This window comes from Pseudomonas sp. CC11G, from assembly GCF_056174845.1.
On the sequence record NZ_JBWBZC010000005.1, the window covers coordinates 1 to 14804 of the forward strand.

5 protein-coding genes and 10 pseudogenes are annotated in these 14804 nt (G+C 60.3%); 13 read left to right on the top strand and 2 right to left on the bottom strand.

Going from position 1 to position 14804, the window contains the following annotated elements; translation table 11 throughout:
- The 3 genes and pseudogenes from AC0V2S_RS08330 to AC0V2S_RS08340 form a co-directional block, all read left to right on the top strand.
- Positions 1-845 (top strand): radical SAM protein (locus AC0V2S_RS08330; protein WP_475509341.1); only part of this gene is annotated, 845 nt, incomplete at its 5' end.
- A gap of 68 nt (positions 846-913) precedes the next feature.
- Positions 914-1515 (top strand): annotated as a pseudogene (locus tag AC0V2S_RS08335) (DUF4823 domain-containing protein).
- A 12-nt stretch (positions 1516-1527) separates the two neighbouring features.
- Positions 1528-2086, top strand: a pseudogene (locus AC0V2S_RS08340) (DUF1285 domain-containing protein).
- Between the two features lie 87 nt (positions 2087-2173).
- Here the strand turns inward: AC0V2S_RS08340 and AC0V2S_RS08345 are convergent.
- Positions 2174-3834: pseudogene (locus AC0V2S_RS08345) on the bottom strand (electron transfer flavoprotein-ubiquinone oxidoreductase).
- A gap of 318 nt (positions 3835-4152) precedes the next feature.
- Between AC0V2S_RS08345 and AC0V2S_RS08350 the strand changes: the two are divergent.
- The 3 genes and pseudogenes from AC0V2S_RS08350 to AC0V2S_RS08360 all read left to right on the top strand — a co-directional run bounded on the left by AC0V2S_RS08350 (position 4153) and on the right by AC0V2S_RS08360 (position 5827).
- Positions 4153-4900: pseudogene (locus tag AC0V2S_RS08350) on the top strand (electron transfer flavoprotein subunit beta/FixA family protein).
- Positions 4901-5647 (top strand): annotated as a pseudogene (locus AC0V2S_RS08355) (electron transfer flavoprotein subunit alpha/FixB family protein); the annotation flags it as partial. It lies immediately after the preceding pseudogene.
- A 54-nt stretch (positions 5648-5701) separates the two neighbouring features.
- On the top strand, positions 5702-5827 hold the full coding sequence (locus tag AC0V2S_RS08360; RefSeq protein ID WP_004376036.1) for a hypothetical protein: 126 nt from the start codon (positions 5702-5704) through the stop codon (positions 5825-5827).
- On the opposite strand, the pseudogene AC0V2S_RS08365 reads toward AC0V2S_RS08360, so the two are convergent.
- A pseudogene (locus AC0V2S_RS08365) lies at positions 5824-6828 on the bottom strand (alpha/beta fold hydrolase). The gene AC0V2S_RS08360 and the pseudogene AC0V2S_RS08365 overlap by 4 nt on opposite strands.
- A gap of 48 nt (positions 6829-6876) precedes the next feature.
- Between AC0V2S_RS08365 and AC0V2S_RS08370 the strand changes: the two are divergent.
- The 7 genes and pseudogenes from AC0V2S_RS08370 (at position 6877) to AC0V2S_RS08400 (ending at position 14790) form a co-directional block, all read left to right on the top strand.
- Complete coding sequence (locus AC0V2S_RS08370; protein WP_475509342.1) at positions 6877-7695, top strand: substrate-binding periplasmic protein; 819 nt, start codon at positions 6877-6879, stop codon at positions 7693-7695.
- A 49-nt stretch (positions 7696-7744) separates the two neighbouring features.
- Positions 7745-8061, top strand: a pseudogene (locus tag AC0V2S_RS08375) (DUF4398 domain-containing protein).
- Positions 8058-8863 (top strand): annotated as a pseudogene (locus tag AC0V2S_RS08380) (OmpA family protein). Before AC0V2S_RS08375 ends, AC0V2S_RS08380 begins: the two co-directional pseudogenes overlap by 4 nt.
- Before the next feature lie 167 nt (positions 8864-9030).
- Positions 9031-10470: an aminotransferase-like domain-containing protein gene (locus AC0V2S_RS08385; protein ID WP_475509343.1), complete on the top strand. Its 1440-nt coding sequence runs from the start codon at positions 9031-9033 to the stop codon at positions 10468-10470.
- A gap of 535 nt (positions 10471-11005) precedes the next feature.
- Positions 11006-12721 (top strand): annotated as a pseudogene (locus tag AC0V2S_RS08390) (vWA domain-containing protein).
- Between the two features lies 1 nt (position 12722).
- Positions 12723-13321: pseudogene (locus AC0V2S_RS08395) on the top strand (RNA polymerase sigma factor).
- On the top strand, positions 13318-14790 hold the full coding sequence (locus AC0V2S_RS08400; protein WP_475509344.1) for a hypothetical protein: 1473 nt from the start codon (positions 13318-13320) through the stop codon (positions 14788-14790). Before AC0V2S_RS08395 ends, AC0V2S_RS08400 begins: the two are co-directional and overlap by 4 nt.
- Positions 14791-14804 lie beyond the last annotated feature (14 nt).

The window sequence follows — 14804 nt, forward strand, 5'->3', positions numbered from 1 at the left end:
CGAGCGAAGCCCATTCGCTGATTCTGCCGGTGACTAACGGCTGCTCGTGGAACAAGTGTGGTTTCTGCGAGATGTATACGCCCGAGCAGAAGAAGTTTCGCGCGCGTGATGAGGCGCAAGTGCTGGAGGAAATCCGCCGCTGCGGCGAGCAATTGATCGTGCAGCGCGTGTTTCTCGCCGATGGCGATGCGCTGGTGCTGCCGACTCGGCGTCTGCTCACTATCCTGCGCGCCATTCGTGAACATATGCCCGAAGTCGACCGCGTATCGAGTTACTGCCTGCCGCGTAACCTGCGCAAGAAGTCGGTCGACGAGCTGAAGGAATTGGCCGATGCGGGTCTGAAGATGGCGTACGTCGGCGCCGAATCCGGGGATGACGAAGTGCTGGCGCAGGTGAACAAGGGCGAGACCTTTGAGTCCTCCCTGAGCGCACTGGATAAGCTGGGGCAGGCCGGTATCACGCGGTCGGTGATGATCCTCAATGGTTTGGGCGGTACGACCTTGAGCGACCAGCACGCCGACAATTCGGCACGGTTGATGAACGAGGCGCAGCCGGAGTTTCTCTCAACGCTGGTGGTGAGCTTCCCACAGGGCGAGGAGCGTTTTCGCCAGGGGTTTGCCGATTACCAGCCGTTGAGCCAGCACCAACTATTTGTCGAGGTCGAACGGTTGCTGCAAGGGCTCGACTTGAACAACACGGTGTTTCGCAGCGACCACGCCTCCAACTACCTGATGCTCAAGGGCAACCTGGGGGCCGATAAAGCGCGTTTGCTGGCGCAGGTACGGCAGGCCATCGAGCAGCCACAGCAGGCGCGTTTGCGTCAGGAATGGCAACGCGGGCTGTGAGCTGGCGCGGAAGCTGCAAGACCCGCGTTATTCGCCGGTTTTCCGTCACCGGCAAGCGGAGATTTCCCATGCGTAGCCTGATTGTGCTGCTGACGCTGCTGGCCCTCGGGGGCTGTATGAAAGTCAGCGATATGACCGATGGCGTTCTCGATCAGATGAGCGATGCCGGTTTTCTTGACCATAGCGACATTCGCCGGTCCAGCCCGTGGCGGTTGCAGCCCGATTCCTTCATCTATATAGCCCAGGGCCATTTTGTGCCGCCGGGCGGCCATACGCCGCGACCGAATATCGTGGCGGAACAGGCGTTCGATGGCTTTGTCGAATATTTTCCAATGGTGCGTCGCGCGCGAGCACCGGCCGGGCTGGATGAGTCGTTGAGTCAGGCCCGTGCCGCCGGGGCCAATTATTTGCTGTATGCCCGCTTCGCCAACGCCGATGACCGTATCGGCACGGAGGAAGAGTGGGAGGACCAAGAGGCGCTGGATCGCTTGGGCGTGGACCACAGTGTCATTCAAGTAATGCTGGTCGAAACCAATACACGCTATCTGGTGGACACCGTAAGGGTTCGCAGTCGTGGCGGTTTTCTGACGTTATACGACAATAAACCGAGGACTTGCTCGGGCCGCCCATGCAGGAGTACGCGCGACGCCTGCTGGGTTTGAATGAATAGAAAGGAGAGGGCATGACTGATCCAGGCAAGGCGGGCGACCTGCTCGGGCAAATTCCCAAAAGCAAAGGCTTGCCGCCGGTGCATCTGTGGAACCCGGATTTCTGCGGCGATATCGATATGCGCATCGCCCGCGACGGCACCTGGTATTACCTGGGCACGCCCATTGGCCGCAAACCCATGGTGCGGCTTTTCTCCACCATCATCCGCCGCGACGGCGATGACTACTTTCTGATTACCCCGGTGGAAAAGGTTGGCATCAAGGTCGACGACGCGCCGTTTGTGGCGGTCAGTGTTGAAGTGGAAGGCGAGGGCGAAGGGCAGTTGCTGCGCTTTACCACCAACGTTGAAGACGTCGCCGAAGGCGGGCTGACCATCCGCTACGATTGTGATTGACCCGGATACGCAGGAGCCAGCGCCTACGTGCATATCCGCACCAACCTGGAAGCGCTGATTCACCGTAACGTGTTCTATCAGTTGGTAGAGCTGGCGGTGCCGCGCGACATCGATGGGAAACCTGGCTGGGGCTGGGAGTGGCGGCGAGTTTTTCCCGATTGCGCCGCAGCCGGATTAATCCGGCGAATAGGTGACGATGCGCCACCGACTCAAACGCTGGCATTAAAAAGGCTCCCGAAGGAGCCTTTTTATTTACCCAACGAAATTACATGTTGGGGTAGTTCGGACCGCCAGCACCTTCAGGGCTACCCAGTTGATGTTCTGGGACGGGTCTTTGATGTCGCAGGTTTTGCAGTGCACGCAGTTCTGCGCGTTGATCTGGAACTTCTTCTCACCGCTTTCCTGGGTGACGATCTCGTACACGCCAGCTGGGCAGTAACGCTGCGCAGGCTCGTCGTAGAGCGGCAGGTTTTTCAGCAGTGGAATGCTCGGGTCGATCAGCTTCAGGTGGCAGGGTTGTTCCTCTTCATGGTTGGTGTTGGAGAGGAATACCGAGCTCAGCTTGTCGAAGCTGAGTTTGCCGTCGGGGTTTCGGGTAGCGATCTTTTTCGCTTCTGCGGCCGGCTTCAAGCAGGCGTAATCCGGCTTGGTGTCGTGCAGGGTGAAAGGGATCTTGCCGCCGAAAATGTTCTGGTCGACGAAGTTGAACGCGCACCCAGCAGCGGCCGAACTTGTGCAGCGCCGGGCCGAAGTTGCGGCTGCGGAACAGCTCGTCATACAGCCAGCTGGCTTTAAACGATTCGACGTAACCGTTAAGCAGGTCGCCGCCTTCGATACCAGCGAACAGGGCGTCGGCTACGGCGTCAGCGGCGAGCATGCCGGACTTCATGGCAGTGTGGCTGCCTTTGATCTTGGCGAAGTTCAGGGTGCCGAGGTCGCAACCGATCAGCGCGCCGCCATTGAAGACCATTTTCGGCAGCGAGTTCAGGCCGCCTTTGCAGATGGCGCGGGCGCCGTAGGAAAACGCGCTTGCCGCCTTCCAGGTACTGCTTGATCACCGGGTGATGCTTGTAAACGCTGGAACTATCGAATGGCGACAGGTGGGGTTGGCGTAGGACAGGTCAACGATCAGACCGACCACGACCTGATTGTTTTCCAGGTGATAGAGGAACGAACCACCGGTGTTTTCGGTGCCAACGATATCCAGCGGCCAGCCGGCGGTGGTGCACCACCAGGCCTTGCTCGTGCTTGGACGGGTCGATGTCCCAGATTTCCTTGATGCCGATGCCGTAGTGCTGGGCGTCAGCGTCGCTGTCCAGGTTGTACTTCTGATCAGTTGTTACCGATGTGGCCACGGCAGCCTTCGGCGAACAAGGTGTACTTGCCGCGCAATTCCATGCCGGGGTGTACACGCCTTCTTTAGGATGGCCTTCACGGTCTACGCCGAGGTCGCCAGTCAGAATACCGGTGACTACACCGTTCTCGTTGATCAGCGCTTCCTGAGCAGCGAAGCCTGGGTAGACTTCTACGCCCAGGTTTTCAGCCTGCTGGGCCAGCCAGCGGCACAGGTTGCCGAGGGAGATAATGTAGTTGCCTTCGTTGTGCATGGTTTTCGGCACAAACAGGTCAGGCCACTTTCGAGGCGCTGGTTTCGTTTTTGAGGACATAAATGTCGTCGCGCTTGACCGGCGTGTTCAGCGGGGCGCCGAGTTCTTTCCAGTCAGGGAACAGTTCGTTCAGGGCGCGGGGTTCGAATACAGCGCCGGAGAGGATATGGGCGCCGACTTCGGAGCCTTTCTCGACCACGCAAACGCTGATCTCTTTACCCGCTTCAGCGGCTTTTTGCTTCAGTCGGCAGGCCGCGGACAGGCCAGCTGGGCCGGCGCCAACGATGACGACGTCGAACTCCATAAATTCGCGTTCCACAGGCTATCTCTACTCAGGCTCTATCTATGTTTTATTTGAGGACCGGGCTCGTTCCGTAAGCCATGTCGGCGCATTATATCCACGGACCCCGACGGGTCCAATACAAACGTTTGTTGAATTTTCAATAGCCTGCTAGAATCAGGTTTCACGGCTTAAAGTGGCCATTTTGTCGTATTGACCCATATGGGCGATACGGTCAAGATACGGGCGGTTTTGCGCTAGCCGTGCTGTAGGCTGACCGTCGGTTCCGGCCGACGAGCATCGCCCGCCATTGTCAATTTGGCGACTTCTTATTCACCGGAGAGTAACGAGGAATCCATGAAGGTTCTTGTAGCTGTCAAACGAGTGGTTGACTACAACGTCAAGGTCCGAGTCAAAGCGGACAACTCGGCGTTGATCTCGCCAACGTCAAAATGTCGATGAATCCCTTCTGCGAAATCGCCGTAGAAGAAGCCGTCCGCCTGAAAGAAAAAGGCGTGGCTACCGAGATCGTCGTGGTTTCCATCGCCCCGAACACTGCTCAAGAGCAACTGCGCACCGCGCTGGCTCTGGGTGCTGACCGTGCCATTCTGGTCGACACCGCGGAAGAGCTGAACTCGCTCGCCGTGGCCAAACTGCTCAAAGCTGTTGTCGATAAAGAGCAGCCTTCGCTGGTCATCCTCGGCAAACAAGCTATCGACAGCGACAAAATCAGACCGGTTCAAATGCTGGCTGCCCTGAGCGGCTACGCACAAGGCACCTTCGCCTCCAACGTTGAAGTGGCTGGTGACAAGGTCAACGTAACCCGCGAAATCGACGGCGGTCTGCAGACCGTTGCGTTGAACCTGCCGGCTATCGTGACCACCGACCTGCGCCTGAACGAACCGCGCTACGCGTCGCTGCCGAACATCATGAAAGCCAAGAAGAAGCCGCTGGAAGTTGTTACTCCGGATGCTTTGGGCGTCTCCACCTCGTCCACCGTCAAAACCTTGAAAGTAGAAGCGCCGGCTGCTCGCAGCGCTGGTATCAAGGTCAAGTCGGTTGCTGAACTGGTCGAGAAACTGAGAACGAGGCGAAGGTAATCTAAATGACTATCCTGGTTATCGCTGAACACACCAATTCCGCCCTGGCTGCTGCCACCCTGAACACTGTGGCTGCTGCTGCAAAAATCGGTGGTGACATTCATGTGCTGGTTGCTGGCGCTGGCGTCGGCGCTGCTGCTGAAGCTGCTGCCAAAATCGCTGGCGTTTCGAAAGTGCTGGTAGCCGACAACGCTGCCTACGCTCACCAACTGCCGGAAAACGTCGCTCCTCTGATCGCCGACCTGGGCAAGAGCTACAGCCACATCCTGGCTAGCGCTACCTCGAACGGCAAAAATCCTGCCGCGCGTTGCCGCTGCACTGGACGTTGATCAGATCTCGGAAATCATTTCCGTAGAAAGCGCCGACACCTTCAAGCGTCCGATCTATGCCGGTAACGCCATCGCTACCGTGCAGTCCTCGGCTGCCGTGAAAGTGATCACCGTGCGTTCCACCGGTTTCGACCCGGTTGCTGCCGAAGGCGGTTCCGCTGCTGTTGAAGCGGTAAGCGGCCCGGCTGACGCTGGCAAGTCGTCCTTCGTTGGCGAAGAGCTGGCCAAGTCCGACCGTCCTGAACTGACCGCTGCCAAAATCGTCGTTTCCGGCGGTCGTGGCATGCAGAACGGTGACAACTTCAAACACCTGTACTCGTTGGCCGACAAACTCGGCGCCGCTGTGGGTGCCTCGCGCGCTGCAGTGACGCTGGTTTCGTACCGAACGACATGCAGGTTGGCCAGACCGGCAAGATCGTCGCACCGCAGCTGTACATCGCGGTCGGTATCTCCGGTGCCATCCAGCACTTGGCGGGTATGAAGGACTCCAAAGTCATCGTCGCCATCAACAAAGACGAAGAAGCACCGATCTTCCAGGTTGCCGATTACGGTCTGGTTGCGGACTTGTTCGAAGCTGTACCTGAGCTGGAAAAACTGGTTTAAACCAGAACCTCCCGCTCAAGAAAAAACCCGCTCACTGAGCGGGTTTTTTTATGCCTGGGCTTTTTAACTTTCACGCTGTTCAAAAAGTCCTGGTAATGCCCAGCTGTTTCTTCGGGCCGTTCAATCATCGGCCACATGCCCGCGTTTTTCATGATTACCACCGTCGGGTTTTTTCAGCAGCGGCTTCATCACCTCGATGCTCGACACGTCCAGCACGCGGTCCTTTTCGCCCCCCAGCAGGTAGGAGCCTGATTTTCGGCAGTTCCGGTTCCAGCGGGATATAACGCTCGCGCAGGTGGCTGAACACCTTGTCGTTCTGCGCACTTCTGGCGCTCGCCTGCTCCGCCATGTAGCGGCGCACGTTGGCCGGTACCTTCGGCGGCTCCACGAACACAAAGCTAACCAGCTTGGCAAAACCTTCCGCATCGCGGGCTACAAGCGGGTTAGGTTCGCCGCGTTCGAGCATTTCATACAGCTCGCTTTTCTTCGGCGAGGTGACGCCGGCGTTATCAAACAAGGCCAGAGACCGCACTGCCTCGGGGTGGCGCGCCGCATACAGCGCCGCGATATGGCCGCCCATGGAATTGCCCACCACATGCACTTTGGTTAGCCCCAGGGTTTTGACAAAGGCTGCCACGCGCTCGGCCTGAGTACCCCGTCATAGCTGGCATCGGGTTTGCTGCTATCACCGAAGCCGGGCAGGTCGAGGGCGATCACGTTGTAGCGTTTGGTGAAGTACTTGGCGAAGCGCACCCAGTTGTCTTTGTTGGCGCCGAAGCCGTGAATCATCAGAACGGTTTCGCCGTCACGGGGCCGCCCTGGTAATAGTGAATGTTCAAGTCGCCGACCATCACCTGCTCATTGCTGAGCCCGGCCATCTGGCGCTCGGCAAATTGAGCAGTGGCCATCAACGCAGCCGGGGAGAAATAGAGCAGGGCGGCAATTGCTGCCACACAGATCGCAAAGCCAAGCAGTAGTTTTTCGCCGCTTGATGACGGCATCCCTCCACCTGCAAGCCCAACCATCGTTCTGTTCGGGAAAACCCACTGATGCAGATACGCCACTTTATCGCGCTGTTGTTGCTGCTCGCAGGTCAGCCTGGCTTGAGCGCTGCTGCTGGAAAGTGTGAACGCCTGGTGGCGACTGGCAATCCCGAATACCCCCCTTATTTATGGCGCGACCCGGCCAACCCAAAGATGCTGATTGGTGCCAATGCCGATCTACTCAAGCAGTTGGGTAGCGAACTGGGCGTGGCCATCGACGTGATCTACACCGGCCCCTGGTCGCGCGCGCAGGAAGATGTGCGCACCGGCCGGGTCGATATGATCGCCGGCGCGTTTCTGACGCTGCCGCGTCTGGAAACCATGGACTACATCCACCCGGCCTTTCTCGAAACCACCAGCGTAGTCTGGGTAAAGCGCGGCAAAGGCTTCCCCTATAAAGAGTGGGACGACCTGCGCCTGCACACCGGCGGCACCCTGGTAAACAACAGCTTCGGCCAGGCCTTCGACCACTACGCCAAAGACAACCTCAATCTGGAAACCGTGCCGAGCCTCACCCAGGCCTACCAGAAGCTGTTGCTCGAACGCACCGACTACGTGTTGTACGAGCGCTACCCCGGCCTGGCCCTGGCCGAAACCCTGGGCATGACCGCCGACCTCGAAGCCCTGGAGCCGCCGATCGCCAGTGAAGGGCTGTACCTGACCCTGTCCTTCAACTCGGCCTGCAACGAGCCGTGGCTGCGCGGACAACTGGCGAAAAAGATGACAGAATTGGCCGCCTCTGGCGTGCCGCAAGCCTTGCTGCAGCGCAATCTTGACCTGTGGAAAACGCAGCAATTGCAACCGGCTACTCCCCCGAAACAGTAGGAATTTTTTCGTGATTCAAAGACGCATACTGGCAACCAGCCTGGTCGTGATGGCCTTGGTCGGTTGTACCAAAGACCCCGCGCCCAACGAGCAATGCGCCTGACCGAACAGGCCGTCGAGCAAGCCAAGGCAGTAGGCGCCGACGAGCAGATTCCGGAAATGGTGGCCGCTGAACAGAAGCTGGCCCGCGCGCAAAAGAACATGGAAGAGCAAGACTACCGCCGCGCCCGCATGCTGGCCGAAACCGCCGAACTGGATGCGCGTCTGGCCGAAGGCCGGGTACTGACCAGCAAGAGCGAAAAACAGCTGGCCGACCTCAACGCCCGCATCAAACGTCTCCACAAGCAATTGGGGGAGATGCAATGAGCCGTTCCTATCATCTGACCGTGGTCTTGCTGGCCGTTTCGCTGCTGGCCGGCTGCGCCACTGAGCCGGCTGCCGAGCAAAGCCTGGAGGCGGCCCGCGACAGCTACCAGAAGGTCAAAGAAAACACCGACGCCCTGCGTTACGCGCCGCGCGACGTACTGCGTGCCGGCGATTCGCTGGCGCGTGCCGATCGCCTGTCCACCTATTGGGGCAGCGACTCGGATGTTCGCCACTACGCCTATCTGAGCCAGCGCTACAGCGCGATTGCCGAAGAGCACACCAACTCAGCATTAACCAGGAACGCCAGGCCAAGCTGCAGCTGGATATCGAGCGCCTGCAACTGAACCTGCGCGAAGCCAAATTGGTGAGCGTGCAGCAGCAAGGCAAATGGCTGGAAGAGCAGATCAACCTGGCCACCACCGAGACCGACCGCGGCCTGGTGCTCACCCTGGGCGACGTGCTGTTCGACCCGGCCGACAGCGAACTCAAGCCGTCTGCCAACCGCACGCTGCTCAAGCTCACCCAGTTCCTGCAGTTGAACCCGCGTCGCGTGGTGCGGGTTGAGGGCTACACCGACAATCGCGGCAGCGTGGACGAAAACCTCACCCTGTCCAAAGCCCGTGCCCAGGCCGTGGCCGACACCATGATCGACCTTGGCATCGAGGAAAAACGCATTCAGGTGGTGGGCTATGGGGCGGACTTCCCGGTTACCGAAAACGCCTCAAGCCGCGGCCGTGCGCAGAACCGCCGGGTGGAAATCGTGTTCTCCGATGACCAGGGCAAGTTGGGCGGGGATCGGTAAACGGCATCTGCTTTAAAAAAGCCCCGGTCGCCCAAGCTCCGGGGTTTTTTTGTGCCTGAAAGATCCAGATTTGTTCTGTATGGAAAACAAAAACAGCAACTGTGCCGGTTCAGTTCTAAACTGTTTCGCTACTGTATCGGTGTTCGCGCTCAACCCAGGAAGCCGCCATGACCAGTCTGTTGCTCTATCAACGTATCGCCCAGCAATTGGCTGAGGATATTCGCCGTGGCGTGTACCAGCCGGGCGAGCGCGTGCCGTCGGTGCGCAAGATGAGCTCACAGCTGAACGTCAGCCACGCCACGGTGTTGCAGGCTTACGCCAATCTGGAAGACCAGGGTCTGATCCGCGCGCGGCCGCAGTCGGGTTTCTATGTGCACCAAACCCCGGCACTCACCGCTGCCACCCCGGATATCGCCCGGGTGGAACGCCCCGGTCTGGTCACCCGCAGCACCATCATTCATCAAATACTCACCGAAGCCCGCCGTGAAGGCGTGTTTCCGTTTGGCGCCGCCGTGCCGCACGTGGACTACCTGCCAGTGCGCGCCTTGCACCAGCAATTGGCCAAGGTCACCCGGTTCCACAGCCCGCGCGCCTTCAGCTATATGTTCAGCCCCGGCTTCGAGCCGCTGCGCCGCCAGGTGGCAATCCGTATGCGCGATGCCGGCGTGGTGGTCGACCCAGCCGAAGTGGTCATCACCCACGGCTGCGTGGACGCCCTGCAAATGTCGCTGCGCGTGCTGACCAAGCCCGGCGACCTGATCGCCACCGAATCGCCCACCTACTACGGCCTGCTGCAATTGGCCGATTTGCTGGGCCTGAAAGTCATCGAAATCCCCAGCGACCCCGGCACCGGCATCAGCCTCGAAGCCCTGCAACTGGCCGCCAGCCAATGGCCGATCAAGGCGCTGGTACTCACCGCGCGCCTTAGCAACCCGCTGGGCGGCACCATTCCCGAAGACCGGCAGAAACAACTGCTGCGCCAAGCCCGCGAGTTCGATTTCCATATTGTGGAAGACGATATCTACGGCGAACTGCTCTTCGAACAAGGCCCCACCAAAGCCTTGAAGTCGCATGATAGAGAAGGGCGCGTACTGTACTGCTCAAGCTTCTCGAAAACCCTGTCGCCGGGCGTGCGGGTCGGCTGGATTATCGCCAGCAAATACCAGGACGATATTCAGCGCCTGCAAACCTTCACCACCCACTCGGCGTGCAGCGTCACGCAGATGGGCGTGGCGGCGTATCTGGAGAACGGCGGCTACGATCGGCACCTGCGTTACATCCGCCACGAGTACCGCAAAAACCTCAGCGCCTTTCAGCTGGCGGTGCAGCAATACTTCCCGGAAGGCACGCAGATTACCCGGCCAAAAGGCGGCTTTATTCTCTGGGTCAGCCTGCCGCGTCGGGTGAACACCAAAGACCTGCACACGCGCGCGCTGCAACAAGGCATCAGCATCGCGCCGGGGCTGATCTTCAGTAACACCGAGCAGTTCAATCACTGCGTGCGGTTGAACTGCGGGATACCGTGGAACAGGGAATCGGAGCGGGCGATCATGACGCTTGGCATGCTCGCCAATCAGCTCTGCCAAGAGACGCCAAACCTGCTGTAAACCGCGTTCGCCTTAAAATTCTGGATCCCAGCCTGCGCTGGGATGACGGTGTTCTCACAGCAACCACCGTCATTCCCGCGAAGGCGGGAATCCAGAGTCTTCGCACCGTTCACCGTCTCCGAAATTTCTCACCTCTCACTTATGCCAGGAGACGCCGAACCTGCTGTAACCGCGTTCGACTTAGAATTCTGGATCCCAGCCTGCGCTGGGATGACGGTGTTCTCCCAACAACCACCGTCATTCCCGCGAAGGCGGGAATCCAGAGTCTCGGCACCGTCCACCGTCTCAAAAATTTCTCACCTCTCACTTGTGCGAGGAGACGCCGAACCTGCTGTAACCGCGTTCCACTTAAAATTCTGGATCCCTGCCTACGCAGGGATGACGGAGGTTTTTGCCGCATCCACCGTCGCCCCAGCGCAGGCTGGGGCCCAGAATCTCGGCACGTTCACCGCTTCAAAAATTTTCTCACCCCGCTTAACCCCAACCCCATATCCCTCCGTCTACCTGAGCGAATGGCCCCCCAGGAGACGCCCCCATGGCTCACTATCTCGCTCTATCCCGCTTGCCCCTGTTCTACGGTTTCGCCGGTGGTCTGGCCCTGGCGCTCAGCGCCTGCTCGGTCAAGGAATCGGACTCCGTTGCCGCCACACCTCCCGCCGCCCCGGTGCTGGCCGAGCAGCCGCTCCTGCCGAACTGAAAAAAAGTGCCGCCGTGATGGGCAACGTCATGCCGGCCCCGCGCATGGCCGTCGCGCCCATGGCCGATGCCCAGGCGCCGGGTTATCAGGACGTATACCGCGAGCAATACCAAAAACTCGCCGACAACCCGATTCACGCCGTCGCCCAAGACCCTGTGTCCACCTTCAGCATCGACGTCGACACCGGCAGCTACGCCAACGTGCGGCGCTTTCTCAATCGCGGCCAATTGCCGCCGGAAGAAGCGGTGCGCCTCGAAGAACTGGTCAACTACTTCCCCTACAGCTACCCGGCAGCCAATGGCGACACCCCGTTCGGCGTCAGCACCGAACTGGCCGTTACGCCGTGGAACCCCAACAGCCGCCTGCTGAAAGTGGCGATCAAGCCTCGGAGCTGCAAAGCCAGGCCATGCCGCCGGCCAATCTGGTGTTTCTGGTGGACGTCTCCGGCTCCATGGACCGCCCCGATGGCCTGCCGCTGGTACAAAGCACGCTGAAGCTGTTGGTCGACCAACTGCGTGCCGAAGACAAGGTGTCGCTGGTCGTCTACGCCGGCGAATCACGGGTGGTGCTGGCGCCCACATCGGGCAGTGAAAAAGCCAAGATCCGCGCCGCCATCGAGCAACTGCAAGCCGGCGGTTCCACTGCCGGGGAGTCGGGATTCAGCTGGCGTATCAGCAAGCCCAGCAAGGCTTTGTCGCCCACGGCATCAACCGCATCCTGCTGGCCACCGACGGCGACTTCAACGTCGGCGTCAGCGACTTCGACAGCCTGAAAAAACTCGCCGAAACCAAACGCCAGACAGGCGTTTCGCTCACCACTCTGGGCTTTGGCACCGACAACTACAACGAACAGTTGATGGAGCAGCTGGCCGATGCCGGCAACGGTAACTACGCCTATATCGACAACCTGCGCGAAGCCCGAAAAGTGCTGGTGCAGCAGCTCAGCTCGACCCTGGTGACCGTGGCCAAGGACGTAAAAATCCAGGTGGAATTCAACCCCGCGCAAGTCAGCGAATACCGTTTGCTCGGCTATGAAAACCGCGCGCTAAAACGTGAAGACTTCAGCAACGACAAAGTGGATGCCGGCGAAATTGGCGCGGGCCACACCGTCACCGCGTTGTACGAGATCGTGCCGGCCGGCAACAAAGGGTGGCTGGAGCCGCTGCGTTATCAAAAGGCCGATGCCAAGCGCGCCGCCTCCAGCGAAATGGCCTTGCTGCGCATCCGCTACAAAGCCCCGGAACAAGCGCAAAGCCGCCTGCTGGAAGTGCCGATTGCCGCCGACGCCAAGGCCCCGGCCATCAGCGAAGCCAGTGCCGACCTGCGCTTTGCCGCCGCCGTAGCGGCGTTTGCTCAGCAGCTAAAAGGCGGCCAATACACCCAAGGCTTCGACCTGGCCGCCAGCGCCGAGCTGGCCCGTGGCGCGAAAGGCGAAGACCGCTTCGGCCTGCGTGCCGAGTTCGTGCAACTGGTGGAACTGGCGCAGAGCCTGCACACTGCGGCCAATCCGTCTTCCACCCCTTCAGCTTCTACAACCCTGGCCAAGGTCGACTAGCGTGACAGCCGCTCCTTCCCCATCCACCTCACTGCCGAGCGACGCTGAGCTGTTGCGTCGCTACCGGCAGGGCGACAGCCAGGCGTTTGCCGTGCTCTACGGACGTCATCGCCTGGCCTGTTCCGTTTTCTCTGTGGCTTGTGCAACGACGCTGCATTAGCTGAAGAAATATTCCAGGAAACCTGGATGAGCCTGATCCGCAGCGAATCGCAGCAGCGCGAGGCGGTGCAGTTCACCACCTGGCTGTACCAGATCGCCCGCAATCGCCTGATCGACCACTGGCGCAGGCATGGCAAGCGCCAGTACCTGCAAGATGAATACGATGAGCAGCTGCACGCCGAGGCGGACAGCCAGCCCAACCCGGAGCAGCAGCTCAGCCTGACCCGTGATCAACAGCGCCTGCAGGCAGCGCTAGATGATCTGCCGGCTGAGCAGCGTGAAGTGTTCCTGCTGCGCGCCCACGGCGATCTGGACCTGGGCGAAATCGCCGCGCTGACGCAAACCCCGGCGGAAACGGTTAAAAGCCGCCTGCGCTACGCCCTGAGCAAGTTACGACGGTTGCTGACGGACCCGGCCACCGCCGACGAGGTATCCCCATGACACACGATCCGCGCGAAAGCGCTGAGCTTGAGCGGCAAATGCTCGAACACTTCCGCCGCCACAGCGACCAAACCCCGTCGCCGGAGCTGGACGCCCGCATTCTGGCCGCAGCCCTGGCGCATGTAGCGAGCCAGCAGCGCCCGGCAGCCAAAACCTCGGCACTCAGCCGCCTGCACGGCTGGTGGTTTGGCGGCAGCGAGCGGGCCCGTTGGTCGATGGCGTTTGCCAGCATTGCCACCCTCGGTATTGGTGTCGGGCTGGCCATGCGCACCCTGGAGCAAGCGCCCGAGCAGCAATACGATGCGGCGCCGATGGCGTTGTCTGTGCCGGCTCCGGCCATGGCGCCAATGGCTGAAAAGAAAGCCAGCGAGGAAGTGGCCCGCCCGCGACCGGAGATGCGCAGGCAGGCCGCACCGGCGATTATCAGCGGCCAACTGAACGAGCAGATGGGCAAGCTGGAAGCCGCGCCGCCTGAAGCTGCCGCCCCCTTTGCCGATGCGGTGGCACCGGCGGCACCGCCCGCGCTGGCCAGCAAAGCCAAGGCCGACGCTGCGCATGATCAGGCGCAGCTGCAACGCAGCCTGGAGCAGATTCTGCAACTGCAGCGCACCGGGCAACGGGACCTGGCCGAGCAGCAATTGCACACCTTGCAACAACTTACCCAGAGCAGGATGTGCGCGAGCAGTTGCAACGTTTACAGCGTGAGCGTGGTCTGCAGTAGAAGGGCAGCAGAACTTTCTGCCTGCAATGCGCGCTTGCCAGGGACGGCTGAGCACGCGAGCATGTTGGCCTCTGTTGAGTTCGACTACTGCACCATGATGACTATTCGTACCGTTGGTTTGCTGTTCGCCCTGTTGGCACTGGGCGCGTGCGACAAAGACCCAACCCCGCCAAAAACGCCGCCCGCGCCGCAAGCGCCGACCGTTACCCAAGCCCCTGCGCCGGCCGCCGAGCCCGCTGAAAAACCCAAGCCGGCAGCGGTCAAAACTGCCCAACCGTTTGAGCCGCTGGTGAAGAGTGAGCTGAAGCCACTGCCTAAAGCCGCCGAAAGCGAACCGGTTGAAGAGGCCAGCGAAGCGCCGGTGACCGTAGTGCGCACGCCAACCCCGCCGGACAAAATTCAGCGCCTGCAAGTGGCCAAGCCACAAACCGCCGCGCAGAAAAAAGCCAGCGACGCCGTGAAGCAAGCCAAGGTGGCCAAGCCGCAACTGAACCTGCATCTACCCAAAGATGCCGTGCAGAAATTGCAGCCGGAAGTGGCCGCCTTTGGCGCCAGTGAACCTGCGCCGAGCAAGGAAGACGCACCGGCCTTGCTACCGCAAATGTTTGCGGAGAAGCCGGGCGCGCAAAGCCCGTTTGAAGTGGGCGGGCGCGTGATTACTAGTGACCGCGTCCGTGATCAGGATAAGGACACCGGTCTGTTGGATACGGTGGATGGGGCGGAGCTGCAGTTCAAGTTTCGCCATTGAATAGCGTTTTGGGA

Bases quoted from the DNA above. Each gene is read 5' to 3' on its own strand.
- AC0V2S_RS08360 (WP_004376036.1), top strand. From the start codon at position 5,702: ATGAAGGACTCCAAAGTCATCGTCGCCATCAACAAAGACGAAGAAGCA.
- AC0V2S_RS08370 (WP_475509342.1), top strand. From the start codon at position 6,877: ATGCAGATACGCCACTTTATCGCGCTGTTGTTGCTGCTCGCAGGTCAG.
- AC0V2S_RS08385 (WP_475509343.1), top strand. From the start codon at position 9,031: ATGACCAGTCTGTTGCTCTATCAACGTATCGCCCAGCAATTGGCTGAG.
- AC0V2S_RS08400 (WP_475509344.1), top strand. From the start codon at position 13,318: ATGACACACGATCCGCGCGAAAGCGCTGAGCTTGAGCGGCAAATGCTC.